Origin of the sequence: Pseudomonas sp. P20, from assembly GCF_016463925.1 — a bacterium.
In the GTDB taxonomy this organism is placed as follows: Bacteria; Pseudomonadota; Gammaproteobacteria; order Pseudomonadales; family Pseudomonadaceae; genus Pseudomonas; species Pseudomonas aeruginosa.
Map to the genome: position 1 here is coordinate 80,885 of NZ_JAEMVM010000008.1, position 24,901 is coordinate 105,785.

Annotated in this window: 23 protein-coding genes; 20 read left to right on the top strand and 3 right to left on the bottom strand. The window is 64.5% G+C overall.

Annotation, left to right across the window (positions count from 1 at the left end; genetic code table 11):
• Positions 1–108 precede the first annotated feature (108 nt).
• The 3 genes from JHD77_RS10945 to JHD77_RS10955 all read left to right on the top strand — a co-directional run bounded on the left by JHD77_RS10945 (position 109) and on the right by JHD77_RS10955 (position 1,964).
• Positions 109–864, top strand: a complete 756-nt coding sequence (locus JHD77_RS10945) for a hypothetical protein (protein WP_003449855.1) — start codon at positions 109–111, stop codon at positions 862–864.
• A 103-nt stretch (positions 865–967) separates the two neighbouring features.
• Positions 968–1,222, top strand: coding sequence for a YkgJ family cysteine cluster protein (locus JHD77_RS10950; protein ID WP_003087397.1), 255 nt, complete (start codon positions 968–970; stop codon positions 1,220–1,222).
• Positions 1,223–1,355: 133 nt separating this feature from the next.
• Entirely contained in the window at positions 1,356–1,964 is a 609-nt protein-coding gene (locus JHD77_RS10955) for an START domain-containing protein (RefSeq protein WP_003104390.1), read from the top strand.
• Positions 1,965–2,078: 114 nt separating this feature from the next.
• On the opposite strand, the gene gltA is transcribed toward JHD77_RS10955, so the two are convergent.
• Complete coding sequence (gene gltA / locus JHD77_RS10960) at positions 2,079–3,365, bottom strand: citrate synthase (protein ID WP_003087400.1); 1,287 nt, start codon at positions 3,363–3,365, stop codon at positions 2,079–2,081.
• A 348-nt stretch (positions 3,366–3,713) separates the two neighbouring features.
• On the opposite strand from gltA, the gene sdhC reads away from it, so the two are divergent.
• The 11 genes from sdhC to JHD77_RS11015 all read left to right on the top strand — a co-directional run bounded on the left by sdhC (position 3,714) and on the right by JHD77_RS11015 (position 17,738).
• Positions 3,714–4,100: a succinate dehydrogenase, cytochrome b556 subunit gene (sdhC, locus tag JHD77_RS10965; protein ID WP_003104388.1), complete on the top strand. Its 387-nt coding sequence runs from the start codon at positions 3,714–3,716 to the stop codon at positions 4,098–4,100.
• Positions 4,094–4,462 carry a succinate dehydrogenase, hydrophobic membrane anchor protein gene (sdhD, locus tag JHD77_RS10970; RefSeq protein WP_003104386.1) on the top strand — a complete coding sequence of 123 codons (369 nt, stop codon included), beginning with the start codon at positions 4,094–4,096 and terminating at the stop codon, positions 4,460–4,462. The genes sdhC and sdhD overlap by 7 nt, the downstream gene beginning before the upstream one ends.
• Positions 4,463–4,465: 3 nt before the next feature.
• Positions 4,466–6,238 (top strand): succinate dehydrogenase flavoprotein subunit, encoded by a 1,773-nt coding sequence (gene sdhA, locus JHD77_RS10975; protein WP_003087407.1) that lies wholly within the window; start codon positions 4,466–4,468, stop codon positions 6,236–6,238.
• A gap of 11 nt (positions 6,239–6,249) precedes the next feature.
• Positions 6,250–6,957, top strand: coding sequence for a succinate dehydrogenase iron-sulfur subunit (locus JHD77_RS10980; RefSeq protein ID WP_003087410.1), 708 nt, complete (start codon positions 6,250–6,252; stop codon positions 6,955–6,957).
• Positions 6,958–7,213: 256 nt separating this feature from the next.
• The gene (locus tag JHD77_RS10985; protein WP_031755752.1) at positions 7,214–10,045 is read left to right on the top strand and encodes a 2-oxoglutarate dehydrogenase E1 component; all 2,832 of its coding nucleotides are present in this window, start codon (positions 7,214–7,216) and stop codon (positions 10,043–10,045) included.
• A gap of 42 nt (positions 10,046–10,087) precedes the next feature.
• A complete protein-coding gene (odhB, locus tag JHD77_RS10990) occupies positions 10,088–11,317 on the top strand; it encodes a 2-oxoglutarate dehydrogenase complex dihydrolipoyllysine-residue succinyltransferase (protein ID WP_031755750.1) in 1,230 nt (409 codons plus the stop codon).
• A gap of 68 nt (positions 11,318–11,385) precedes the next feature.
• A complete protein-coding gene (gene lpdA / locus JHD77_RS10995) occupies positions 11,386–12,822 on the top strand; it encodes a dihydrolipoyl dehydrogenase (protein WP_003087422.1) in 1,437 nt (478 codons plus the stop codon).
• A 328-nt stretch (positions 12,823–13,150) separates the two neighbouring features.
• Positions 13,151–14,317 (top strand): ADP-forming succinate--CoA ligase subunit beta, encoded by a 1,167-nt coding sequence (sucC, locus tag JHD77_RS11000; RefSeq protein WP_003087425.1) that lies wholly within the window; start codon positions 13,151–13,153, stop codon positions 14,315–14,317.
• Entirely contained in the window at positions 14,317–15,204 is an 888-nt protein-coding gene (gene sucD / locus JHD77_RS11005; RefSeq protein WP_003087428.1) for a succinate--CoA ligase subunit alpha, read from the top strand. The genes sucC and sucD overlap by 1 nt, the downstream gene beginning before the upstream one ends.
• 310 nt (positions 15,205–15,514) lie before the next feature.
• Positions 15,515–16,828, top strand: a complete 1,314-nt coding sequence (gene brnQ, locus JHD77_RS11010; protein WP_023104251.1) for a branched-chain amino acid transport system II carrier protein — start codon at positions 15,515–15,517, stop codon at positions 16,826–16,828.
• Between the two features lie 145 nt (positions 16,829–16,973).
• Positions 16,974–17,738, top strand: coding sequence for a DUF599 domain-containing protein (locus JHD77_RS11015; RefSeq protein WP_003106486.1), 765 nt, complete (start codon positions 16,974–16,976; stop codon positions 17,736–17,738).
• A 58-nt stretch (positions 17,739–17,796) separates the two neighbouring features.
• On the opposite strand, the gene JHD77_RS11020 is transcribed toward JHD77_RS11015, so the two are convergent.
• Positions 17,797–18,033 carry a hypothetical protein gene (locus JHD77_RS11020; RefSeq protein ID WP_003087435.1) on the bottom strand — a complete coding sequence of 79 codons (237 nt, stop codon included), beginning with the start codon at positions 18,031–18,033 and terminating at the stop codon, positions 17,797–17,799.
• Positions 18,034–18,205: 172 nt separating this feature from the next.
• Between JHD77_RS11020 and JHD77_RS11025 the strand changes: the two genes are divergently transcribed.
• The 5 genes from JHD77_RS11025 to JHD77_RS11045 all read left to right on the top strand — a co-directional run bounded on the left by JHD77_RS11025 (position 18,206) and on the right by JHD77_RS11045 (position 23,206).
• A complete protein-coding gene (locus tag JHD77_RS11025; RefSeq protein ID WP_003106488.1) occupies positions 18,206–18,679 on the top strand; it encodes a PaaI family thioesterase in 474 nt (157 codons plus the stop codon).
• Complete coding sequence (locus tag JHD77_RS11030) at positions 18,676–19,122, top strand: PaaI family thioesterase (protein ID WP_031755747.1); 447 nt, start codon at positions 18,676–18,678, stop codon at positions 19,120–19,122. Before JHD77_RS11025 ends, JHD77_RS11030 begins: the two co-directional genes overlap by 4 nt.
• 36 nt (positions 19,123–19,158) lie before the next feature.
• Positions 19,159–20,391, top strand: coding sequence for an MFS transporter (locus JHD77_RS11035; RefSeq protein WP_003120441.1), 1,233 nt, complete (start codon positions 19,159–19,161; stop codon positions 20,389–20,391).
• Positions 20,392–20,508: 117 nt separating this feature from the next.
• Positions 20,509–22,413, top strand: coding sequence for a molecular chaperone HtpG (gene htpG / locus JHD77_RS11040; protein ID WP_003087446.1), 1,905 nt, complete (start codon positions 20,509–20,511; stop codon positions 22,411–22,413).
• Between the two features lie 67 nt (positions 22,414–22,480).
• Positions 22,481–23,206: a dienelactone hydrolase family protein gene (locus JHD77_RS11045; RefSeq protein ID WP_003122896.1), complete on the top strand. Its 726-nt coding sequence runs from the start codon at positions 22,481–22,483 to the stop codon at positions 23,204–23,206.
• A 10-nt stretch (positions 23,207–23,216) separates the two neighbouring features.
• Here the strand turns inward: JHD77_RS11045 and panB are convergent, their stop codons facing one another.
• Entirely contained in the window at positions 23,217–24,038 is an 822-nt protein-coding gene (gene panB, locus JHD77_RS11050; RefSeq protein WP_003087450.1) for a 3-methyl-2-oxobutanoate hydroxymethyltransferase, read from the bottom strand.
• 80 nt (positions 24,039–24,118) lie between these two features.
• On the opposite strand from panB, the gene JHD77_RS11055 reads away from it, so the two are divergent.
• A complete protein-coding gene (locus JHD77_RS11055) occupies positions 24,119–24,901 on the top strand; it encodes an AraC family transcriptional regulator (RefSeq protein WP_003117756.1) in 783 nt (260 codons plus the stop codon).

Genomic DNA, 24,901 nt, shown 5'->3' on the forward strand with positions numbered 1-24,901 from the left:
GGGCTCCGGGGGATTGGGACGGCGCCGCAGCCTAATTGGCTGCGGCGATAAATCCAAGTGGGCAGGCATCGACCGGTAGGGGCTGGTGCTCGGAAAAGGATGAAAGGTATGCGGTTGCACAAACGCTCGCTGGTCTGGGGGCTCGCCTTGAGCGGGCTGGCCGTCGTGCTGGCGGCCGCCTGGTGGGCGAGCCAGGCGTCGCGGGAGCCGGCTCTGTGGAGCGAGCTGCGGGTGCCGCCGGCGTTTGCCATCCCGCGCGATTTCGACCTGGGCGAATACCGCTTGAGCTGGGGCGGCAAGAGCCTCGCCCTGTCAGTGGCGGGTAGCGCTCGGCCGCCGTTGTGGGAGAGCGAGGGCGGTTTTCTCGGGGCCGGGCGGGAAAGCGCCGGTCGCCTGCAGTTGCGCTGCCAGGAGCAGAGCCTGGAGAGCTTCGAACTGGTCGGTCGACGCTTGTCCCTGAAGGGGCACCTGCGCTGCGCCGATGGCCGGCTCAGCGCCTACGAGCTGTCGTTCGAGCCGCGCCAGGGCGGCGTGGAGGTGCGCGTCGCGCTGGCGGACAGCGAGCTGAACCGGGTCGCCCTGTCCTGGCGGCGTGGAGCGGGGGAGCGCTTGTCCGGTATCGTCGATGACGAGGCGGAAGGTCGCTCCTGGGTCTTGCCGGCCGGGATCGCTGGCTACTGGAGTTCCGCTGGCAACGCCTTCCTCGGCCACTCGACGGCGGCGCAATCCCTCGACCTGCGCGAGCCGGGCCGCGTGCAATGGCGGGCAGCGACGGAGTCGGCCAGGGCCTGGCTGTTCGCTGCCGGCAACCGCGAGCAGTGGCAGCTTCGCAGCGCGCGTCTCGAGGCGGAAACGCGCCGCTGATCCGCCGGGCTTGGCGGCGGCCTGGCCGGTCCGTATTCTTTGCGCCCGTTTCGGACGGCTGTCCTGGCCGCTCCTCTGCCAACTTTCGGGCGAGATCCTTCCCATGCAATGTAGAGCCGGCTGCGGCGCCTGCTGCATAGCACCGTCGATTTCCTCTCCGCTGCCGGGCATGCCGGCCGGCAAGCCCGCGGGCGTACGCTGCCTGCACCTGGACGAAAACCATCTCTGCGGGCTGTTCGGCCGACCGGAGCGACCGGCCGTATGCGGCCAGTTCGGCGCCGATCCGGAAATCTGCGGCGACAGCCGTGAGCAGGCGCTGGCCCTGATCGCGGAGTGGGAAGTCATCACTGCCGCGTGAACGGGTTGGAAGTCTGGCTGTCTCACGCCATACTGCTGCGCATCCTGCGCCGAAGGCTCAGGATCGCGGCTTGCAGGGCGTCGACCGCCCGGCCGGCGAACCGAAAATAACCATAAAGAGAGGAACAGGAACGATGCGTGGCATTTTGCGTATGACCGTGCTGGCTGCCGCAGTGTTCGGGGTGGCCGGCAATGCGCTGGCCGAAGACTGGAAGCTGGCCAAGGACGAGGATGGCGTGAAGGTCTACCTCAGCAGTGTCCAGGGCTCCAAGTACAAGGCTTATCGCGGCGTTACCGACATCAAGGCCGACGTGGCGACCATCGAGGCGCTGCAGGAGGACGTCAAGGGTTCCTGCAAGTGGATCCATGCCTGCGCCGAGATGAAACTCCTGAAGCAGGAAGGCGCCGACGCCTGGACCTACTCGAAGATCGACATGCCCTGGCCAGTTACCGGTCGCGACGTGGTCATCCATGTCACCACCGAGAAGACTGCGGATGGCACCGTGATCCGTCACCTTAAGGCCGATCCGACCTATATCCCCGAGGAAAAGGGCCAGATCCGCGTGCCCAAGCTGGTCGGCGAGTGGAAGTTGCAGCCGAAGGGGCAGGGCGTGACGGAAGTGACCTACCAGGTGGAAACCGAGCCGGGTGGCAGCATTCCTTCCTGGTTGGCCAACAGCTTCGTGGTCGACGCGCCGCTGAACACCCTCAAGGGCCTGCGTAGCGCTGCCGAGAAGCGCTGAGCGCGCCTTCCTTGCAAAAAGACCGCCTCCGGGGCGGTTTTTTTGTGTCCGGCGGAAAGGGGCGGGCACAAAAAAGGCTGCCGAAGCAGCCTTTCTCGCCGGGCGTGACGGGTTTCAGCCGCGATCCTTGAGGGCGGTGAAGTCGCGCTGGGTGTGGCCGGTATAGAGCTGGCGCGGGCGGCCGATCTTGTAGGGGCCGGAGAGCATTTCCTGCCAGTGCGAGATCCAGCCGACGGTACGCGCCAGGGCGAAGATCACGGTGAACATGCTGGTCGGAATGCCGATCGCCTTGAGGATGATCCCCGAGTAGAAGTCGACGTTCGGGTACAGGTTGCGTTCCACGAAGTAGGGGTCGTGGCGGGCGATTTCTTCCAGCTTCATCGCCAGTTCCAGTTGCGGGTCGTTGATGCCCAGCTCCTGGAGGACCTCGTCGCAGGTCTGCTTCATGACCTTGGCGCGCGGGTCGAAGTTCTTGTAGACACGATGGCCGAAGCCCATCAGCTTGAACGGATCGTTCTTGTCCTTGGCCTTCTCGACGAACTTGTCGATGTTGGACACGTCGCCGATCTCGTCGAGCATGCGCAGCACCGCTTCGTTCGCGCCGCCATGGGCCGGTCCCCACAGGGCGGCGATGCCGGAGGCGATGCAGGCGAACGGATTGGCGCCGGAGGAGCCGGCCAGACGCACCGTGGAGGTGGAGGCGTTCTGCTCGTGGTCGGCGTGGAGAATGAAGATGCGGTCCATGGCCTTGGCCAGCACGGGGCTGATCGGCTTGGTCTCGCAGGGGGTGTTGAACATCATGTGGAGGAAGTTTTCCGCGTAGTTCAGGTCGTTACGCGGATACATCATCGGCTCGCCCTTGGAGTACTTGTACACCATGGCGGCGATGGTCGGCATCTTGGCGATCAGGCGATGCGCGGAGACTTCGCGATGCTTCGGGTTATTGATGTCCAGGGAGTCGTGGTAGAAGGCCGAGAGGGCGCCGATCACGCCGCACATCACGGCCATCGGGTGGGCGTCGCGGCGGAAGCCGTTGAAGAAGGTCTTCAACTGCTCGTGAACCATGGTGTGGTTCTTGATGGTGCCGACGAACTGTTCCTTCTGCGCGGCGGTGGGCAGCTCGCCGTTCAGCAGCAGGTAGCAGGTTTCCAGGTAGTCGGATTTCTCTGCCAGTTGCTCGATGGGGTAGCCGCGATGGAGGAGGACGCCTTTGTCGCCGTCGATATAGGTGATCTTCGACTCGCAGGAGGCGGTCGACATGAAGCCAGGATCGAAGGTGAAGTGGCCCGTGGCGGTGAGGCCCCGTACATCCACTACATCGGGACCCATGGTACCGGATAGGACGGGCAGTTCGACGGGGGCTGAGCCCTCGATGATCAACTGCGCTTTTTTGTCAGCCATGATGGCCTCCTATTTATGCTTGAAATCATCAGTACCCCCCACGCAGGGCCCGCACCACTATAGAGGGATAAATTCGAAAGTCAATTTGCGCGAATCCATGCCGTAGAGCCTTCCGTGGCGGGGTTTTCGCAGAAAAAGGGGGCTATTTACGCCTTTTATAAAAGGCCCGCAATCAACCATTTGGCGATGGGTGTTTTCGTTGTCATTAGTAGCCTAACTGTCTATACTCGGCGTCCGACCGCAAGGGGTATTCCTGGCCCGCTTTCATAGACGGTCGCCACTCCCTGGTGATGGGTACCTGACAAGTGCACTTCCCGACAACTAGCCCTGTTCGTTAGGGCTCTCAGTGTGAAAAAAGCCGTGAATAGCAAACGACCTGTAAACCTAGACCTAAGGACCATCAAACTCCCTGTCACCGCTTACACGTCCATTCTCCACCGTATCTCTGGCGTCATCCTGTTCCTCGGTATTGCCGTGCTGCTGTTCGCGCTCGACAAGTCGCTGAGTTCGGAAGAAGGCTTCGAGCAGGTGAAGGCGTGCCTGACCAGTCCCCTGGCCAAGCTGGTGATCTGGGGCCTGCTGTCTGCGCTGCTGTACCACCTGGTGGCCGGTGTTCGCCACCTGGTCATGGACGCTGGCGTCGGCGAGACGCTGGAAGGCGGTAAGCGTGGCTCCAAAATCGTCATCGCCATCGCGGTGGTGCTGATCGTTCTGGCGGGGGTATGGGTATGGTAACTAACGTCACAAACTTCTCGCGCTCCGGCCTCTACGACTGGATGGCCCAGCGCGTTTCCGCGGTCGTGCTCGCGGCTTATGTCATTTTCCTGCTGGGCTACCTCATTGCTCACCCCAACATTTCCTACGCGGACTGGCACGGCCTGTTCTCGCAGGGTTGGATGCGCATCTTCAGCCTGTTGACCCTGGTTGCCCTGAGCGTCCATGCGTGGGTCGGTATGTGGACCATCTCCACCGACTACCTGACTTCGATGGCTCTCGGCAAGGCGGCGACAGTCGTGCGTTTCCTCTTCCAGGCGGTTTGCGGCATGGCGATGTTCGCATTCTTCGTCTGGGGTGTGCAGATTCTTTGGGGTATGTGATCCATGGCTAGCATTCGTACACTTTCCTTTGACGCCATCATCGTCGGTGGCGGTGGCGCCGGCATGCGTGCCGCGCTGCAACTGGCCCAGGGCGGCCACAAGACCGCCGTGGTGACCAAGGTCTTCCCGACCCGTTCCCACACCGTATCCGCACAGGGTGGCATCACCTGCGCGATCGCTTCGGCCGACCCGAACGACGATTGGCGTTGGCACATGTACGACACCGTCAAGGGCTCCGACTACATCGGTGACCAGGACGCGATCGAATACATGTGTTCCGTCGGCCCCGAGGCCGTGTTCGAGCTCGAGCACATGGGCCTGCCGTTCTCCCGTACCGAAACCGGCCGCATCTACCAGCGTCCGTTCGGCGGCCAGTCCAAGGACTTCGGCAAGGGTGGCCAGGCCGCCCGTACCTGCGCCGCCGCCGACCGTACCGGCCACGCGCTGTTGCACACCCTGTACCAGGCCAACCTGAAGAATGGCACCTCGTTCCTCAACGAGTGGTACGCGGTCGACCTGGTGAAGAACCAGGACGGCGCGGTGGTCGGCATCATCGCCATCTGCATCGAGACCGGCGAGACCGTCTACATCCGTTCCAAGGCCGTGGTCCTGGCCACTGGCGGTGCCGGCCGTATCTACGCCTCCACCACCAACGCGCTGATCAACACCGGTGACGGCGTGGGCATGGCCCTGCGTGCCGGCGTGCCGGTGCAGGACATCGAGATGTGGCAGTTCCACCCGACCGGCATCGCCGGCGCCGGTGTACTGGTCACCGAAGGTTGCCGCGGCGAAGGCGGTTACCTGATCAACGCCCACGGCGAGCGCTTCATGGAGCGTTATGCGCCGAACGCGAAGGACCTGGCCGGCCGCGACGTGGTCGCCCGTTCCATGGTCAAGGAAGTCCTGGCCGGCAACGGCGTGGGCCCGAACAAGGACCACGTGCTGCTGAAGCTCGACCACCTCGGCGAGGAAGTCCTGCACAGCCGCCTGCCCGGCATCTGCGAACTGTCCAAGACCTTCGCCCACGTCGACCCGGTCGTTGCGCCGATCCCGGTGATCCCGACCTGCCACTACATGATGGGTGGCGTTGCCACCAACATCCATGGCCAGGCCATCACCCAGGACGCCAACGGCAACGACCAGATCGTCGAAGGCCTGTTCGCCGTGGGCGAAGTGGCCTGCGTATCGGTACACGGCGCCAACCGCCTGGGCGGCAACTCGCTGCTCGACCTGGTGGTATTCGGCCGTGCCGCCGGTCTGCACCTGGAAAAAGCGCTGAAAGAGGGCATCGACGCCCGCGGCGCTTCCGAGAGCGACCTGGAAGCCTCCTTCAAGCGCCTGAACGGCGTGAACGAGCGCACCAGCGGCGAAGAAGTCGCTCCGCTCAAGCGCGAGCTGCAAAGCTGCATGCAGAACTACTTCGGTGTGTTCCGCACCGGCGAGTACATGCAGAAGGGCATCGCCCAGCTGGCCGACCTGCGCGAGCGTATCGCCAACGTCAAGATCAACGACAAGAGCCAGGCATTCAACACCGCGCGCATCGAAGCGCTGGAACTGCAAAACCTCCTCGAGGTGGCCGAGGCCACCGCGATCGCGGCCGAGCACCGCAAGGAGTCCCGTGGCGCCCACGCCCGTGAAGACTTCGAGGAGCGCGACGACGAGAACTGGCTGTGCCACACCCTGTACTTCCCGGGTGAGAAGCGCGTATCCAAGCGTTCCGTCAACTTCGCGCCGAAGACCGTTCCGGCATTCGAACCCAAGGTTCGGACTTACTAAGGGTGCCCGCCATGTTGCAAGTGAGTGTTTATCGTTACAACCCCGACAAAGATGCTGCGCCGTACATGCAGGATTTCCAGGTCGACACCAACGGCAAGGACGTGATGGTCCTCGACGTGCTGGCGCTGATCAAGGAACAGGACGAGGGCTTCTCCTACCGTCGTTCCTGCCGTGAAGGCGTCTGCGGCTCCGATGGCATGAACATCAACGGCAAGAACGGCCTGGCCTGCATCACCCCGCTGTCGGCCGCCGGCCTGAAGGGCGGCAAGCTGGTGATCCGTCCGCTGCCCGGCCTGCCGGTCATTCGTGACCTGGTCGTGGACATGAGCATCTTCTACAAGCAATACGAGAAGGTGAAGCCGTTCCTGCAGAACGATACGCCGGCCCCGGCCATCGAGCGTCTGCAGACCCCGGAAGAGCGCGAGAAGCTGGACGGTCTGTACGAGTGCATCCTGTGCGCCTGCTGCTCGACCTCCTGCCCGTCCTTCTGGTGGAACCCCGACAAGTTCCTCGGTCCGGCCGCACTGCTGCAAGCCTATCGTTTCCTGGCCGACAGCCGTGACACCAAGACCGAAGAGCGCCTGGCTTCGCTGGACGACCCGTTCAGTGTGTTCCGCTGCCGCGGAATCATGAACTGCGTGAACGTTTGCCCGAAGGGTCTGAACCCGACCAAGGCGATCGGCCACGTGCGTAATATGCTGCTGCAGAGCGGAACCTGATCCTCTCGCAGTTGTTATATGAGTTGTACCTAGCAACACCTGTGGCGCCGGAGTTCTTCCGGCGTCGCAGCAACTAAGCGGGCCAAGCTCACAAAGCCATGGCCCAGATTTGAAAAATATGACCAGCAGGGGCATCCGGGCTGGTACCCGGACTATCTGCGGGATCTGTAGTGGCCATACCGATGTCGCTGCCTGAGGACTTCGGAGCCTTCAAGGTTTCGCCAGGTGGTTGTCCCCTTACCGAGGGTGACCTAGCATGCACGAAAGCGTAATGCAGCGGATGTGGAACAGTGCCCATCTATCCGGTGGTAACGCTGCCTACGTCGAAGAGCTCTACGAGCTCTACCTGCACGACCCTAACGCTGTGCCAGAAGAGTGGCGCACGTATTTCCAGAAGCTTCCCGCCGATGGCAATCCCGCCCCCGACGTCTCGCACTCCACAGTGCGCGATCATTTCGTCCTGCTGGCCAAGAACCAGCGCCGTGCCCAGCCGGTTTCCGCCGGTAGCGTGAGCAGCGAGCACGAGAAGAAGCAGGTCGAAGTCCTTCGTCTCATTCACGCTTACCGTCTCCGCGGCCACCAGGCTTCCACCCTCGACCCGCTCGGCCTGTGGCAGCGTCCCGCGCCTGCCGACCTGTCGATTGACCACTACGGTCTGACGGGTGCCGACCTGGACACCACTTTCCGCACCGGTGAGCTTTACATCGGCAAGGAAGAGGCGACCCTGCGTGAAATCGTCGACAGCCTGAAGAGCACCTACTGCGGTACCTTCGGCGCCGAGTTCATGCACATCGTCGATTCCGAGCAGCGCAAGTGGTTCCTCCAGCGTCTGGAAAGCGTGCGTGGCCGTCCCGGCTTCTCCGCCGAGGCGCGTGCGCACCTGCTCGAGCGCCTGACCGCGGCCGAAGGCCTGGAGAAGTACCTGGGCACCAAGTACCCGGGCACCAAGCGTTTCGGCCTGGAAGGCGGCGAAAGCCTGATCCCGATGGTCGACGAGATCATCCAGCGCTGCGGTTCCTACGGCGCCAAGGAAATCGTCATCGGCATGGCTCACCGCGGTCGCCTGAACGTCCTGGTCAACACCCTGGGCAAGAACCCGCGCGACCTGTTCGACGAGTTCGAAGGCAAGAAGATCGTCGAGCTGGGCTCCGGTGACGTGAAGTACCACCAGGGCTTCTCCTCGAACGTGATGACCAGCGGTGGCGAAGTCCACCTGGCGCTGGCGTTCAACCCGTCCCACCTGGAAATCGTTTCCCCGGTGGTCGAGGGTTCCGTTCGTGCCCGCCAGGACCGCCGCAAGGACAGCTCCGGCGACAAGGTGGTACCGATTTCCATCCACGGCGATGCCGCCTTCGCGGGGCAGGGCGTGGTCATGGAAACTTTCCAGATGTCGCAGACCCGCGCCTACAAGACCGGTGGCACCATCCACCTGGTGATCAACAACCAGGTCGGTTTCACCACCAGCCGCCAGGACGATGCGCGTTCCACCGAGTACGCCACCGACGTGGCGAAGATGATTCAGGCGCCGATCTTCCACGTCAACGGCGACGATCCCGAAGCCGTGCTGTTCGTCACCCAGCTGGCCGTCGACTACCGCATGCAGTTCAAGCGTGACGTGGTCATCGACCTGGTCTGCTACCGTCGCCGCGGCCACAACGAGGCGGACGAGCCGAGCGGCACCCAGCCGCTGATGTACCAGCAGATCGCCAAGCAGCGTACTACCCGCGAGCTGTACGCCGATGCCCTGGTGAGTGCCGGCGTGCTCAGCGCCGAGCAGGTTCAGTCGAAGATCGACGACTACCGCGACGCCCTGGACAACGGCCTGCACGTGGTGAAGAGCCTGGTCAAGGAACCCAACAAGGAACTGTTCGTCGACTGGCGTCCGTACCTGGGTCATGCCTGGACCGCGCGTCACGACACCCGCTTCGACCTGAAGACCCTGCAGGAACTGTCCAGCAAGATGCTGGAAGTGCCGGAAGGCTTCGTGGTTCAGCGCCAGGTTTCGAAGATCTACGAAGATCGCCAGAAGATGGCGGCCGGTGGCCTGCCGATCAACTGGGGCTTCGCCGAGACCCTGGCCTACGCGACCCTGCTGTTCGAAGGCCATCCGGTACGGATGACCGGCCAGGACGTCGGCCGTGGCACCTTCTCGCACCGTCACGCGGTGCTGCACAACCAGAAGGATGACTCGGTCTACGTACCGCTGGCCAATCTGTTCGACGGCCAGCCGCGCCTGGATATCTACGATTCCTTCCTTTCGGAAGAGGCCGTGCTGGCGTTCGAATACGGTTTCGCCACCACCACGCCGAACTCGCTGGTGATCTGGGAAGCCCAGTTCGGCGACTTCGCCAACGGCGCCCAGGTGGTTATCGACCAGTTCATCACCAGTGGCGAAAGCAAATGGGGCCGACTCTGCGGCCTGACCATGCTGCTGCCGCACGGCTATGAGGGGCAGGGCCCGGAGCACTCCTCCGCGCGCCTGGAGCGCTACCTGCAGCTCTGTGCCGAGCAGAACATCCAGGTCTGCGTGCCGACCACCCCGGCTCAGGTCTACCACATGCTCCGCCGTCAGGTGATCCGCCCGCTGCGCAAGCCGCTGGTGGTGATGACGCCGAAGTCCCTGCTGCGTCACAAGCTCGCCATCTCGACCCTGGAAGATCTGGCCAACGGTTCCTTCCAGACTGTGATCCCGGAAATCGACAGCCTGGATCCGAAGAAGGTCGACCGCGTCGTGCTGTGCAGCGGCAAGGTGTACTACGACCTGCTGGAGAAGCGTCGCGCGGAAGGCCGCGAAGATACCGCGATCGTCCGTATCGAGCAGCTGTATCCGTTCCCGGAAGACGACCTGGCGGAAGTTCTGGCTCCGTACAAGAACCTCAAGCACATCGTCTGGTGCCAGGAAGAGCCGATGAACCAGGGCGCCTGGTTCTGCAGCCAGCATCACATGCGTCGTGTCATCGCCGCGCACAAGAAGGGCCTCAATCTCGAGTACGCCGGCCGCGAAGGCTCCGCTGCTCCGGCTTGCGGCTACGCCTCGATGCACGCCGAGCAGCAGGAAAAACTGCTGCAAGACGCCTTTACTGTTTAACGCCTACGCGCTGAAGAAACCGAATTTAAGGAAACGCACACAATGGCTATCGAAATCAAAGCCCCAACCTTCCCGGAATCGGTCGCCGACGGCACCGTCGCCACCTGGCACAAGAAGCCGGGCGAAGCAGTCAAGCGCGACGAACTGATCGTCGACATCGAGACCGACAAGGTGGTCATCGAGGTTCTCGCCGAGGCTGACGGCGTGCTGGCCGAGATCATCAAGAACGAAGGCGACACCGTTCTGAGCAACGAGCTGCTCGGCAAGCTGAACGAAGGCGGCGCCGCCGCTCCGGCCGCTCCGGCTGCCGCTGCGCCCGCCGCCGCTCCGGCTGCACAGGCCGCCGCTCCGGCCGCCGCTGGCGGCGACGACGCCATCCTGTCCCCGGCTGCGCGCAAGCTGGCCGAGGAAGCCGGCATCGATCCGAACAGCATCGCCGGCACCGGCAAGGGCGGTCGCGTGACCAAGGAAGACGTGGTCGCTGCGGTCGAAGCGAAGAAGAACGCCCCGGCCGCCTCGGCCAAGCCTGCCGCCCCGGCTGCCGAGGCGCCGATCTTCGCCGCCGGCGACCGTGTCGAGAAGCGCGTGCCGATGACCCGCCTGCGGGCCAAGGTCGCCGAGCGCCTGGTCGAGGCGCAGTCCGCCATGGCCATGCTGACCACCTTCAACGAGGTCAACATGAAGCCGATCATGGACCTGCGTTCGAAGTACAAGGACCTGTTCGAGAAGAAGCACAACGGCGTGCGCCTGGGCTTCATGTCCTTCTTCGTCAAGGCCGCCACCGAGGCGCTGAAGCGCTTCCCGGGGGTCAACGCTTCCATCGACGGCAACGACATCGTCTACCACGGCTACCAGGACATCGGCGTTGCCGTTTCCAGCGACCGCGGCCTGGTGGTTCCGGTGCTGCGTAACGCCGAGTTCATGAGCCTGGCCGAGATCGAGGGCGGCATCGCCAACTTCGGCAAGAAGGCGAAGGAAGGCAAGCTGACCATCGAAGACATGACCGGCGGCACCTTCACCATCTCCAACGGTGGCGTGTTCGGTTCCCTGCTGTCGACTCCGATCGTCAACCCGCCGCAGACCGCCATCCTCGGCATGCACAAGATCCAGGAGCGCCCGATGGCCGTGAACGGCCAGGTGGTGATCCTGCCGATGATGTACCTGGCGCTGTCCTACGACCACCGTCTGATCGACGGCAAGGAAGCGGTGAGCTTCCTGGTGGCGATCAAGGACCTGCTGGAAGATCCGGCTCGCCTGCTGCTGGACGTCTGATTTAGCGTTTCTCTTCACGGCGGCCCCCTCGTGGGGCCGTCCGGTTTCACCCGAATAAGGATTGAGATATGAGCCAGAAATTCGACGTGGTAGTGATTGGTGCCGGCCCCGGCGGTTACGTTGCCGCCATCCGCGCTGCCCAGCTGGGCCTGAAGACCGCCTGCATCGAGAAGTACATCGGCAAGGAAGGCAAGGTGGCGCTCGGCGGTACCTGCCTGAACGTTGGCTGCATCCCGTCCAAGGCGCTGCTGGACAGCTCCTACAAGTACCATGAGGCCAAAGAGGCCTTCAAAGTCCATGGTATCGAAGCCAAGGGCGTCACCATCGACGTTCCGGCGATGGTTGCGCGCAAGGCCAACATCGTCAAGAACCTGACCGGCGGCATCGCTACCCTGTTCAAGGCCAACGGCGTGACCTCCTTCGAAGGCCACGGCAAGCTGCTGGCCAACAAGCAGGTGGAAGTGACCGGTCTGGACGGCAAGACCCAGGTCCTGGAAGCCGAGAACGTGATCATCGCTTCCGGCTCCCGCCCGGTGGAGATCCCGCCGGCCCCGCTGACCGACGACATCATCGTCGACTCCACCGGCGCCCTGGAATTCCAGGCCGTGCCGAAGAAGCTGGGTGTGATCGGCGCCGGCGTCATCGGCCTGGAGCTGGGTTCGGTATGGGCCCGCCTGGGTGCCGAGGTGACCGTGCTGGAAGCCCTGGACAAGTTCCTCCCGGCTGCCGACGAGCAGATCGCCAAGGAAGCCCTGAAGGTCCTGACCAAGCAAGGCCTGAACATTCGCCTGGGTGCCCGCGTGACCGCTTCGGAAGTGAAGAAGAAGCAGGTCACCGTGACCTTCACCGACGCCAACGGCGAGCAGAAGGAAACCTTCGACAAGCTGATCGTCGCGGTCGGCCGTCGCCCGGTGACCACCGACCTGCTGGCCGCCGACAGCGGCGTGACCCTGGACGAGCGTGGCTTCATCTACGTCGACGACCACTGCAAGACCAGCGTTCCGGGCGTCTTCGCCATCGGTGACGTGGTTCGCGGCGCGATGCTCGCGCACAAAGCCTCGGAAGAGGGCGTGATGGTCGCCGAGCGCATCGCCGGCCACAAGGCGCAGATGAACTACGACCTGATTCCGTCGGTCATCTACACCCACCCGGAAATCGCCTGGGTCGGCAAGACCGAGCAGACCCTCAAGGCCGAGGGCGTCGAAGTCAACGTCGGCACCTTCCCGTTCGCCGCCAGCGGTCGCGCGATGGCTGCCAACGACACCACCGGCCTGGTCAAGGTCATCGCCGATGCGAAGACCGACCGCGTCCTGGGCGTCCACGTGATCGGCCCGAGCGCCGCCGAGCTGGTACAGCAAGGCGCGATCGGCATGGAATTCGGCACCAGCGCCGAAGACCTGGGCATGATGGTCTTCTCTCACCCGACGCTGTCCGAAGCCCTGCACGAAGCTGCCCTGGCAGTGAATGGCCATGCCATCCACATCGCCAACCGCAAGAAGCGCTGAGTGATCCGACGCCCCGGTTCACGCCAGGGGCGTCACAGCGACGCGGGACGCGTCGTCCGTCAGGCCAGGACAGGTTCCTGGCCTTGTCGGGTCCGGGTTCTGTAGAATCCACGGTTTGCCGCCTGCGTCGGGATGCCGCAGGCGGCAGACTTTCAGAAGAACCACGGCGGGTGAGCGCCGGCGACCGTTGCGAGGTGGCCGCGGGCGTATGCCGCCGGACTGTTTTTTCGCGAGCCGGGTGGTTCGCGAAACGACGGTCACAGGTGGTGGGGCGCCACGAGCGCTCCGCCGAAATGCGCAATACCTAGACGAATAACGGTAGACAAGCATGAATCTCCACGAATATCAGGGTAAGCAGCTGTTCGCTGAATACGGCCTGCCTGTATCCAAGGGCTTTGCCGTAGACACCCCCGAAGAGGCCGCAGAAGCCTGCGACAAGATCGGCGGCAGCGAGTGGGTCGTCAAAGCTCAGGTGCACGCCGGCGGCCGCGGTAAAGCGGGCGGTGTGAAGCTGGTGAAGAGCAAAGAGGACGCCAAGGCGTTCGCCCAGCAGTGGCTGGGCAAGAACCTGGTGACCTACCAGACCGACGCCAACGGCCAGCCGGTCAGCAAGATCCTGGTGGAGTCCTGCACCGACATCGACAAGGAGCTGTACCTCGGCGCCGTCGTCGATCGTTCCAGCCGCCGCATCGTGTTCATGGCTTCCACCGAAGGTGGCGTGGACATCGAGAAGGTCGCCCACGACACTCCCGAGAAGATCCTCAAGGCTACCATCGACCCGCTGGTCGGCGCGCAGCCGTACCAGGGCCGCGAGCTGGCCTTCCAGCTGGGCCTGAAGGGCGACCAGATCAAGCAATTCACCCATATCTTCGTCGGCCTGGCGAAGCTGTTCCAGGACTACGACCTGGCCCTGCTGGAAGTGAACCCGCTGGTGATCAAGAAAGACGGCAACCTGCACTGCCTGGATGCCAAGATCAACATCGACAGCAACGCCCTGTACCGTCAGCCGAAGCTGCGCGCCATGCACGACCCGTCCCAGGACGACGCCCGTGAAGCCCATGCGCAGAAGTGGGAGCTGAACTACGTCGCGCTGGAAGGCAACATCGGCTGCATGGTCAACGGCGCCGGCCTGGCCATGGGTACCATGGACATCGTCAACCTGCACGGCGGCAAGCCGGCCAACTTCCTCGACGTTGGCGGCGGTGCGACCAAGGAGCGCGTGACCGAAGCGTTCAAGATCATCCTGTCCGACAGCAACGTGAAGGCTGTCCTGGTGAACATCTTCGGCGGCATCGTGCGTTGCGACATGATCGCCGAAGGCATCATCGGCGCCGTCAAAGAAGTCGGCGTGAAGGTTCCGGTTGTCGTCCGCCTGGAAGGCAACAACGCTGAACTGGGTGCCAAGGTCCTGGCCGAAAGCGGCCTGAACATCATCGCGGCAACCAGCCTGACCGACGCTGCCCAGCAAGTCGTCAAGGCCGCGGAGGGTAAGTAATGAGCGTCCTGATCAACAAAGACACCAAAGTCATCTGCCAAGGCTTCACCGGTAGCCAGGGTACCTTCCACTCCGAACAGGCCATCGCCTATGGCACCAAGATGGTCGGCGGCGTGACCCCCGGCAAGGGCGGCACCACCCACCTCGGCCTGCCGGTGTTCAACACCGTCAAGGAAGCCGTGGAAGCCACCGGCGCCGAAGCCTCGGTCATCTACGTTCCGGCTCCGTTCTGCAAGGACTCGATCCTGGAAGCGGCATTCGGCGGCATCAAGCTGATCGTCTGCATCACCGAAGGCATCCCGACCCTCGACATGCTGGACGCCAAGGTCAAGTGCGACGAGCTGGGCGTACGCCTGATCGGCCCGAACTGCCCGGGCGTGATCACTCCCGGCGAGTGCAAGATCGGCATCATGCCGGGTCACATCCACCTGCCGGGCAAGGTAGGTATCGTGTCGCGTTCCGGCACCCTGACCTACGAAGCCGTGAAGCAGACCACCGACGCCGGCTTCGGCCAGTCCACCTGCGTGGGCATCGGCGGCGACCCGATCCCGGGCTCCAACTTCATCGACATCCTGAAGCTGTTCCAGGAAGATCCGCAGACCGAAGCCATCGTCATGATCGGCGAGATCGGTGGTTCCGCCGAAGAAGAAGCCGCGGCCTTCATCAAGGCTAACGTGACCAAGCCGGTGGTGTCCTACATCGCTGGTGTGACTGCCCCTCCGGGCAAGCGCATGGGCCACGCCGGCGCCATCATCTCCGGCGGCAAGGGCACCGCGGACGAGAAGTTCGCCGCCCTGCAGGACGCCGGTGTGAAGACCGTGCGTTCCCTGGCCGACATCGGCAAGGCCCTGGCCGAGCTGACCGGTTGGGAAGTGAAGAAGGCCTGATTTCCCGGGTTTTCTGAGTTCCAGGACGAAGGCCACCGCCTCACAGCGGTGGCCTTCGTCGTTCTATCGCATCCGTCAAACGAATGTTGCCGCGATGCGCTATCATTGCCAACGGTTCGTGTCCGACAAAACCCCGGGCGCGCCACGCATCATCCCGCAGGCCAGTGCGCCTGCAGCTATAACGCCACATGGCCCTCAAAAGGGGTCGGGCGGCTTGACCGGTCCTCCTCATCCGGAAGGACGTTGTTTCCTAACACCCCCAAAGGGAAACCCCGAACAACCGAGACTTCTGCCAGTGGTACATCCTCCTATGACTCATTTGAAAGGGTTCGACCTGCTCGCCCTTGGCTTCATGACGTTCGCGCTTTTTCTCGGCGCGGGTAACATCATCTTTCCTCCCAGTGCCGGCATGGCGGCGGGCGAACACGTATGGAGCGCGGCTTTCGGCTTCCTCCTTACCGGTGTCGGCCTGCCGTTGCTGACGGTGGTCGCCCTGGCCCGGGTCGGAGGCGGTATTGGCCGCCTGACCCAGCCGATCGGGCGGCGCGCGGGAGTGGCGTTCGCCATCGCCGTCTATCTTGCCATCGGCCCGCTGTTCGCCACCCCGCGTACAGCCGTGGTGTCCTTCGAGATGGGCGTCGCACCCTTCACCGGGGACGGCGGCGTGCCGTTGCTCGTCTATACCGTCGCTTACTTCTCCGTGGTTCTGTTCCTGGTGCTGAACCCGGGTCGCCTTGTCGACCGGGTCGGAAAGGTCATCACGCCGGTGCTGCTGTCGGCCCTGCTGGTCCTTGGCGGCGCGGCGATCTTCGCGCCGGCGGGAGAGATCGGCAGCAGTTCCGGCGAGTACCAGAGCGCGCCCCTGGTGCAGGGTTTCCTGCAGGGCTACCTGACCATGGATACCCTCGGTGCCCTGGTCTTCGGTATCGTCATCGCCACCGCCATTCGCGACCGCGGCATCAGCGACAGCCGGCTGGTCACGCGCTATTCCATGATCGCCGGGATCATCGCCGCCACCGGCCTGTCCCTGGTCTACCTGGCGCTGTTCTATCTTGGCGCCACCAGCCAGGGCATCGCCGGCGACGCCCAGAATGGCGTACAGATCCTCACCGCCTATGTGCAGCAGACCTTTGGCGTTTCCGGCAGCCTGTTGCTGGCGGTGGTCATCACCCTGGCCTGCCTGACCACGGCGGTAGGGCTGATCACGGCGTGCGGCGAGTTCTTCAGCGACCTGCTGCCGGTTTCGTACAAGACGGTGGTGATCGTGTTCTCGCTGTTCAGCCTGCTGGTCGCCAACCAGGGACTGACCCAGTTGATCAGCCTTTCGGTACCGGTTCTGGTGGGACTCTATCCGCTCGCCATCGTGCTGATCGCCCTGAGCCTGTTCGACCGGCTCTGGGTGTCGGCCCCGCGGGTGTTCGTGCCGGTGATGATCGTCGCGCTGCTCTTCGGCATCGTCGACGGGCTGGGGGCGGCCAAGCTGAACGGGTGGGTGCCGGACGTCTTCGCCAAGCTTCCGCTCGCCGATCAGAGCCTTGGCTGGCTGCTGCCGGTATCCATTGCGCTGGTCCTGGCAGTCGTTTGCGATCGGCTGCTGGGCAAGCCGCGCGAAGCGGTCGCCTGAGACGTCAGGCGAACCCCAGGAAGGCCGCCTCCGGGCGGCCTTTTTCATGAGCCGACGAAAGTCGTGTCCTGGCCGCGGCGAGCGGCGTCCCAACGGCGCGAAACAACGGCGGGGCGATTCCCGGCCGGCTCAAGAGGGAGTTTTCATGACCGCCGAACTCGGCATTTTCAACGGGCACCTGCTGCAACACCTGCTGGCGGCGCTCTGGTTCCTGTTCTGCTGGGTGGGCTACACCCGCTACGCCACCTGGAAGGGTCGCGACACCGCCTGCCTGGCCAGCGTCCTGCACCTCTACCGGGAGGACTGGATGCGCCGGTTGCTGCTGCGCGACAACCGTATCGCCGACGCCAGCGTGATCGGTAACCTGGAGCGTAACGCGTCGTTCTTCGCCTCCAGCACGCTGATCATCCTCGCCGGCATCCTCACCCTGCTGGGCTCCACCGATCGCGCCGTCTCGGTACTGGCCGACCTGCCGTTCGTGGAGGAGGCCAGCCGGGGACTATCGGAACTGAAGCTGCTGTGCCTGGCAGTGGTCTTCGTCTATGCCTTCTTCACCTTCAGCTGGTGCATGCGCCAATACAACTTCGCGGCGATCCTGGTCGGCTCGGCACCGATGATCGGCGAGCGCAACGTCGGCGAGCTGGAGCGCAAATCCTTTGCCGAGCGTGCCGCCCGGGTCATCTCGCTGGCGGCCAACCAGTTCAACTTCGGCTTGCGCTCGTACTATTTCGGCCTGGCCATGCTCGCCTGGTTCATCAATTCCTGGTTCTTCATGCTGGTGACGGCCGGCGTGGTGCTGGTCCTGTATCGCCGCGAATTCCATTCGGACGTGCTGGAGGTGATGGTCTACACCGAGACCGCAATCGCCGAAAGCCCGCGGGAAGGCGAGGGCGAGGTGCCCAGGGGCTGAATCCCGGGCATGAAAAAGCCCGCTTGCGCGGGCTCTTTCAGGGTACGTCAACGAGAACTTATTGCTGGTTCTGTTGCGGTTGCTCCGGAGTCGGTGCCGGAGTCTGCGGGGTTGCCGGAGTGTCGCTCGACGGCGCCGGGGCGCTGGGCTCGGCAGGGGGAGTAGCCGGAGCGCTCGGCTGGGTCTCGGTAGCCGGAGCTGCCGGGGCCGCTGCCTTGTCTTCCTCTTTCTTGTCGCAAGCGGCCAGGCCAAGGCTGGCAGCGAGCAGCAGGGCAAGAGTTACGGTCTTTTTCATCGTTTAGCCTCCATGTGCGGCTTTCCTCGTTGTAGCCCTTTGAACATTTGCGCTGGCGTGAAGTTCCACACACTTCGACTATTTCGATCGTTATGTCCAAAACCCCGGCTGCCGGGGCTTTGGCGGCAGGGTATGATTCGCCCTCCAGAAAACTCCCAGCAAGGTCGCCGTCATGTCGGAAAATCCTCTCCTCGAGCGCGCCCGGCGCTTTCTCTCGGCCTTGCGTCATTGCCAGGTGCTGGGGTTGACGGTCGAGGCCGCCGACGAGAAAGGACTGACCCTGCGCCTGCCCTACAGCCAGGCGATCATCGGCAACCCGGAAAGCGGGGTCGTCCACGGCGGCGCGATCACCACCCTGATGGACACCACCTGTGGTATTTCCACGGTCTGCGTGCTGCCGGACTTCGAGATCTGCCCGACGCTCGACCTGCGCATCGACTACATGCATCCCGCCGAACCGCACAAGGATGTCTATGGCTTCGCCGAGTGCTACCGGGTCACGCCGAACGTGATCTTCACCCGCGGCTTCGCCTACCAGGACGATCCGGGCCAGCCCATCGCCCATGTCGTCGGCGCTTTCATGCGCATGGGCGGTTCGGCCCGCGCCGGGGCGGCCAGGCCGGCCGCGCAGGGAGGTGCGGCATGAGCCCGACCAGCCTCGAGCAACTGGTCCGCGACGCGCGTCGGAACAACGACTACAGCCCGCTGGTGGAGCTGATCCCGTACGCCAAGCTGCTCGGCATCGAATGCCTGCGCCTGGGCGACGACATGGTCTTCCGCCTGCCGGCGAACAAGGACAACATTGGCAACTCGACCCTGCCGGCCATCCATGGCGGCGTGATCGCCGGCTTCATGGAGCATGCGGCGATGTTGCACCTGCTGACCTTCATGAGCATTCCGCACCTGCCGAAGATCATCGATTTCTCCATCGACTACCTGCGTGCCGGGCACTTCCGCGATACCTACGCGCAATGCCAGGTCTGGCGCCAGGGGCGACGGGTGGCGAACGTCGCGATCAACGCCTGGCAGACCACCCAGGGCGAGCCCATCGCCACTGCGCGGGCGCATTTCAAGGTGGACGAGCCGTGAGCCGTACGCTGCGGAAAGTGGGCTGAGGATATCGCGATGGATGCCTTGCTGATTCTGGGCGGCCTGCTGCTGATGGTCGCCGGCTATATCTGGGTCATCGTCCTGGCCTTCGGTACCGGTCTGCTGTGGGGTTACGGCAGCCTTTTCCCGCCGGTGGCGCTGGCCTATATCGGCGTGCACTGGCGTACGGCGCGCAAGGGCGTCGGGCTGGCCGCGCTGGGTTGCATCCCGCTGGTGGTCGGCCTGGCGCTGCTGGCCAGTCACGACGCTGCGCGGCTGGAGGCGATCCTCAGCCTGCGCTGGCTGAAACCGGAGGCCAGGCCGCCGGCGGAACTGTCCATCGCGCTCAGCGGGGAGTTCAACGGCAAGCCTTTCGCGCCGCAGAGCGGCGAGTTGATTGGCGGCGTGCTGAGCCTGCGCCAGGGGCACGATTTCTACGCCCAGCGCGAGCTGCAGATCCGCCTTCCGGCACAGCCGCTCGGGGCGCTGCGCCTGGATGTGCTGCCCGAGGACGGCGGCGCGTTGCCAGAAGTCGAGCTGAGCTGGCTGCAACCGGATCAGGACCTGCCCGAGGCGCGTCGTCTCCTGCGTGGCTATACCTTGCACCTGGACCTGCGGCCCAAGGCGCCGAACCGCCTGGAGGGCGAGTTCCACCTGAGCCTGCCGAGCGACTACCGGACCACCCTCAGCGGCCACGTCGAGCTGTATACCGACCGGCTACGCTATCGGCACGGCAAGGTCGACCTGGGATACGACTCCGACGATACCCTGGCCCTGGTCTTGCGCGATTATCTGCAGCGACGTTTCGCCAGCCGCGACGTCAGCCTCGTGCGGGCGCCGTCCTGGCGCGCGGCCAGCCATGCGCGGCCGCTGCGTATCGAGGCCCTGGTGGCCGGCCAGGCTCAGGTGCTGGAGCTGACGCTGGAGAAGAACGCCCGGCGGGAGTGGACGGTGCGCGGCGACGCGTTCCCCGCCTTGCCGGCGGAGCCTGCGACCGTGGCCGCGGCGGCGGCGCCGCCCGAGCCGCAGGCGCTGCCGGCGCCGGGTAACGCCACCCTCGACCTGGAGCTGGTCCAGGTCGAACCGCAGCGCTACAGCCAGCGCCTGGTCAAGGCCACTACGGTACGCGGGCGTATCGCCGAGGGCCGTTTCACCGGCCTCGACAGCGAGGGGCGCCTGGTGATCCGCCGGGAAATGCCCGGTGCGGGGGAGGCGAGCTACCTGTTGCGCCCGGCGGAGATCGCCCGTCTCGAACTGCTCGAACGCTAGTCGTCGCACGATGGTGCGCGGTTTTTTCGCATAAGCGCTTGAAAAGCCGGAAGAAGGCCCCACCTAGGGGACATCCGCCGTGGTACGCGGCTTATGTCATTGATGGAGCTTGGAGCGATGAGCGTGGAAACCCAAAAAGAGACACTGGGCTTTCAGACTGAAGTGAAGCAACTGCTTCACCTGATGATTCATTCTCTCTATTCGAACAAGGAAATCTTCCTCCGCGAACTGATTTCCAACGCCTCGGACGCCGCCGACAAGCTGCGTTTCGAAGCCCTGGCCAATCCCGAGCTGCTCGAGGGCGGCGCCGAGCTGAAGATCCGCGTCAGCTTCGACAAGGAAGCCAACACCGTCACCCTGGAAGACAACGGCATCGGCATGAGCCGCGAGGATGTGGTGACTCACCTGGGCACCATCGCCAAGTCCGGGACCGCCGACTTCCTGAAGAACTTGTCTGGCGACCAGAAGAAGGATTCGCACCTGATCGGCCAGTTCGGCGTCGGTTTCTACAGCGCCTTCATCGTCGCCGACAAGGTCGATGTCTACTCCCGTCGCGCCGGCCAGCCGGCCAGCGAAGGGGTGCACTGGTCGTCGAAGGGCGAGGGCGAGTTCGACGTCGCTACCATCGACAAGCCCGAGCGCGGTACCCGCATCGTCCTCCACCTGAAAAAGGGCGAGGAGGAGTTCGCCGATGGCTGGCGCCTGCGCAACGTGATCAAGAAATACTCCGATCACATCGCTTTGCCGATCGAGCTGCCCAAGGAATTCCACGGCGAAGAGGCCGACAAGCCGGCCGAGCCGGAATGGGAAACGGTCAACCGCGCCAGCGCGCTGTGGACCCGTCCGCGCGCCGAGGTGAAGGACGAGGAATACCAGGAGTTCTACAAGCACGTCGCCCATGACTTCGAGAACCCGCTGAGCTGGAGCCACAACAAGGTCGAAGGCAAGCTGGAATACACCTCGCTGCTCTACGTGCCGGGCCGCGCGCCGTTCGACCTGTACCATCGCGAAGCGCCGCGGGGCCTGAAGCTGTACGTACAGCGCGTGTTCATCATGGACCAGGCCGACGAGTTCCTGCCGCTGTACCTGCGCTTCATCAAGGGTGTGGTCGACTCCAACGACCTGTCGCTGAACGTCTCCCGGGAAATCCTGCAGAAGGATCCGGTGATCGACTCGATGAAGTCGGCGTTGACCAAGCGCGTGCTGGACATGCTGGAGAAGCTGGCGAAGAACGAGCCGGAGCAGTACAAGACCTTCTGGAAGAACTTCGGCCAGGTCCTCAAGGAAGGCCCGGCGGAAGACTTCGGCAACAAGGAGAAGATCGCCGGCCTGCTGCGCTTCGCCTCCACCGGCGACGATTCGGGCGAGCAGAGCGTAGCGCTGGCCGACTACATCGGTCGGATGAAGGAAGGCCAGGACAAGATCTACTACCTCACCGGCGAGAGCTACTCGCAGGTGAAGAACAGCCCGCACCTGGAAGTCTTCCGCAAGAAGGGCATCGAGGTGCTGCTGCTCACCGATCGCATCGACGAGTGGCTGATGAGCTACCTGCCGGAGTTCGACGGCAAGCAGTTTGTCGATGTCGCCCGCGGCGACCTGGACCTGGGCAGCCTGGACTCGGAAGAGGACAAGAAGGCCCAGGAAGAAGTCGCCAAGAGCAAGGAAGGCCTGATCGAGCGCCTGAAGAAGGTGCTCGACGAGCAGGTCAGCGAAGTCCGCGTTTCCCACCGCCTGACCGATTCGCCGGCGATCCTCGCCATCGGCGAACAGGACCTTGGCCTGCAGATGCGCCAGATCCTCGAGGCCAGCGGGCAGAAAGTGCCGGACTCGAAGCCGATCTTCGAGATCAACCCGCAGCATCCGCTGATCGAGAAGCTGGATGCGGAGCCGGACGAGGACCGCTTCGGCGAGCTGTCGCATATTCTCTTCGACCAGGCCGCCCTGGCCGCGGGGGACAGCCTCAAGGATCCGGGCGCCTACGTACGCCGACTGAACAAGCTGCTGGTGGAGCTGTCCGCTTAAGCAGTAGCCCCGACAAAGCCCGCTTCGGCGGGCTTTGTCTTTTCCAACTCTCGCAGGAGCAGTACCCATGAGTGAGATTCGTGTAGAGCCGGTCGCCTACGACATCGATGGGCAGCCGTACGAAGGTCAACTGGTGTACGACGCCAGCCACGCGGGGCCGCGCCCGGGCCTGCTGATGGCGCCGAACTGGATGGGCGTGAGCGCCGCCGCGCTGGACATCGCCCGGCAGGTCGCCGGCCGTGGGCACGTGGTGCTGGTGGCGGACCTCTACGGCAGGGACGTGCGTCCGCAGAACGGCGACGAGGCGGGCGCGGCGATGATGCCGCTGAAGAACGACCGGGCCCTGCTGCGCAAGCGCATGCAGGCAGCGCTGGCGGCCTTGCGCGGACAGGCGCTCGCGGCTGTCGATACGACCCGCCAGGCCGCCTTCGGTTTCTGCTTCGGCGGTTGCTGCGTGCTGGAGCTGGCTCGCGACGGCGCCGAGCTGAAGGCCTTCGTGTCCTTCCATGGCACCCTGGATACGCCGGACCCGGCGCATGCCAGGAATATCAAGGGCGCGGTACTGGTCCTCGACGGCGCCTCCGATCCGCTGGTGCCGCGCGAGCAGTTGCCGGCCTTCGCCAGGGAGATGACCGATGCCGGCGTCGACTGGCAGCTCACCAGCTACGGCGGCGCGGTGCATTCCTTCACCGATCCGAACGCCAAGCTGCCGGGCAAGATGCACTATGACGCCAGGACCTCCCGGCGTGCCTTCCAGGCGATGGACGACCTGCTGGCGGAAGTCTTCGCCTGAGACCGCCGGCTCACTCGCGCATGGCGAAGCAGTGCCTGGCCTCGGGGAAGCGCCGTTCGCGCACGTCCTCGGCGAAGCGCCGGGCCGCCTCGTCGATTTCCCGGTCGAGGCGCGCGTAGCGTTCGACGAAGCGCGGTACCTGTTCGCCGCTTAGCCCGAGCAGGTCCTCGCTGACCAGTACCTGGCCGTCGCAGGCCGGCGAGGCGCCGATACCGATGCAGGGGATCGCCAGTTCTTCGCTAAGGCGACGGGCCAGCGGCTCGCCTACGCCTTCGATGACCACCGCGAAGGCGCCGCCGCGCTGCATGGCGAGGCCGTCGCGGCGTACCCGTTCGGCGCTTTCCGGGTCACGCCCCTGGGCCTTGAAGCCGCCCATGGCGTTGACCTGCTGCGGCATCAGGCCGATATGGGCGAGCACCGGTATGCCACGGCGTACCAGGAAGTCCACGGTTTCTTCCATTTCCTCACCGCCTTCCAGCTTCACCGCCTGGGCGCCGCTGTCGGCCAGCAGGCGTGCGGCGTTGCGGAACGCCTGTCGGGGCGATTCCTGGTAGCTGGCGAACGGCAAGTCGGCCACCACGCAGGCGCGCCGACTGCCGCGCATCACCGCCAGGGTGTGGGCGACCATCATCTCCAGGCTCACTCCCAGGGTGCTGGGCATGCCATAGAGCACCATGCCCAGCGAATCGCCGACCAGCAGCAGGTCGGCATGCGGATCGAGGAGGCGGGCCATGGGCGTGCTGTAGGCGGTCAGCGCCACCAGGCTGCCGGCACCCTTGCGGCGCTGGATATCGGGAACGGACAGGCGATGTTGCGGGCGATGACTGCTCATGGCGTGGCTCCGGTTTGTCTATGGGGAGCCACACGCTACCATCGGCCGCGTACCGCTCACTCGACGGATGGGGACAACCGATGCCGCAAACGGGACAAGAACGCGACCTGCCGCGATTCCGCAGCCTGCCCTGCGCGGTGTACCTGCGCGCCTTCGAGATGCCCGCCGGGCACCGGGTGGAGATGCACGAGCACCCCTGGGGCCAACTGATGTACGCCGCCAGCGGCACCTTGCGCGCCAGCACCGAGCGGCACAGCTATCTGGTGCCGGCGCAGCGGGCGCTGTGGATTCCGCCGGGCGTCCGGCACGCCGCGGAGGCTTGCAACCCTGTGCTGTTCCGCAGTCTCTACCTGGATCGTTCGCTGCCCGGCGGTTGCCGGGTACTGGAGGTGTCCGGCCTGCTGCGCGAACTGTTGCTGCGGGCGGCGGAGTTTCCCCGTGAATATCCGCCGGGTGGCGAGGCCGAGCGTCTCATGCAGGTGGTCGCCGATGAGGTCGGGCGCCTTCGCGAGGCGCCGCTGAACCTGCCGTTGCCTGGCGACCCGCGCTTGCGCCGGATCACCGACGCGCTACAGGCGGATCCCGCCGATCCGCGCGGCATCTCGGATTGGGCGGGACTGGTGGGGGCGTCCCGACGGACCCTGGCGCGGTTGTTCCGCGAGCAGACCCAGTTGTCGTTTCGCGAGTGGCGCCAGCGCCTGCGTCTGCTCAACGCGGTCGCCGCGCTGGAGGAGGGCGCCAGCGTGACGCGGGTGGCCAGCGACCTTGGCTACGACTCCACCTCGGCGTTCATCAGCCTGTTCCAGCGTCATTTCGGCCAGACCCCCGGTTGCTTCGCCCGCTCCCTGCGCTTGCCCAACTGA

Bases quoted from the DNA above. Each gene is read 5' to 3' on its own strand.
- JHD77_RS11045 (WP_003122896.1), top strand. From the start codon at position 22,481: ATGAGTGAGATTCGTGTAGAGCCGGTCGCCTACGACATCGATGGGCAG.
- JHD77_RS10980 (WP_003087410.1), top strand. From the start codon at position 6,250: ATGTTGCAAGTGAGTGTTTATCGTTACAACCCCGACAAAGATGCTGCG.
- panB (WP_003087450.1), bottom strand. From the start codon at position 24,038: ATGAGCAGTCATCGCCCGCAACATCGCCTGTCCGTTCCCGATATCCAG.
- JHD77_RS10985 (WP_031755752.1), top strand. From the start codon at position 7,214: ATGCACGAAAGCGTAATGCAGCGGATGTGGAACAGTGCCCATCTATCC.
- lpdA (WP_003087422.1), top strand. From the start codon at position 11,386: ATGAGCCAGAAATTCGACGTGGTAGTGATTGGTGCCGGCCCCGGCGGT.
- JHD77_RS11025 (WP_003106488.1), top strand. From the start codon at position 18,206: ATGTCGGAAAATCCTCTCCTCGAGCGCGCCCGGCGCTTTCTCTCGGCC.
- sdhA (WP_003087407.1), top strand. From the start codon at position 4,466: ATGGCTAGCATTCGTACACTTTCCTTTGACGCCATCATCGTCGGTGGC.
- JHD77_RS11030 (WP_031755747.1), top strand. From the start codon at position 18,676: ATGAGCCCGACCAGCCTCGAGCAACTGGTCCGCGACGCGCGTCGGAAC.
- brnQ (WP_023104251.1), top strand. From the start codon at position 15,515: ATGACTCATTTGAAAGGGTTCGACCTGCTCGCCCTTGGCTTCATGACG.
- JHD77_RS11020 (WP_003087435.1), bottom strand. From the start codon at position 18,033: ATGAAAAAGACCGTAACTCTTGCCCTGCTGCTCGCTGCCAGCCTTGGC.
- sucC (WP_003087425.1), top strand. From the start codon at position 13,151: ATGAATCTCCACGAATATCAGGGTAAGCAGCTGTTCGCTGAATACGGC.
- JHD77_RS11035 (WP_003120441.1), top strand. From the start codon at position 19,159: ATGGATGCCTTGCTGATTCTGGGCGGCCTGCTGCTGATGGTCGCCGGC.
- gltA (WP_003087400.1), bottom strand. From the start codon at position 3,365: ATGGCTGACAAAAAAGCGCAGTTGATCATCGAGGGCTCAGCCCCCGTC.
- odhB (WP_031755750.1), top strand. From the start codon at position 10,088: ATGGCTATCGAAATCAAAGCCCCAACCTTCCCGGAATCGGTCGCCGAC.
- htpG (WP_003087446.1), top strand. From the start codon at position 20,509: ATGAGCGTGGAAACCCAAAAAGAGACACTGGGCTTTCAGACTGAAGTG.
- JHD77_RS10955 (WP_003104390.1), top strand. From the start codon at position 1,356: ATGCGTGGCATTTTGCGTATGACCGTGCTGGCTGCCGCAGTGTTCGGG.
- sdhD (WP_003104386.1), top strand. From the start codon at position 4,094: ATGGTAACTAACGTCACAAACTTCTCGCGCTCCGGCCTCTACGACTGG.
- sucD (WP_003087428.1), top strand. From the start codon at position 14,317: ATGAGCGTCCTGATCAACAAAGACACCAAAGTCATCTGCCAAGGCTTC.
- JHD77_RS10945 (WP_003449855.1), top strand. From the start codon at position 109: ATGCGGTTGCACAAACGCTCGCTGGTCTGGGGGCTCGCCTTGAGCGGG.
- JHD77_RS11015 (WP_003106486.1), top strand. From the start codon at position 16,974: ATGACCGCCGAACTCGGCATTTTCAACGGGCACCTGCTGCAACACCTG.
- JHD77_RS11055 (WP_003117756.1), top strand. From the start codon at position 24,119: ATGCCGCAAACGGGACAAGAACGCGACCTGCCGCGATTCCGCAGCCTG.
- JHD77_RS10950 (WP_003087397.1), top strand. From the start codon at position 968: ATGCAATGTAGAGCCGGCTGCGGCGCCTGCTGCATAGCACCGTCGATT.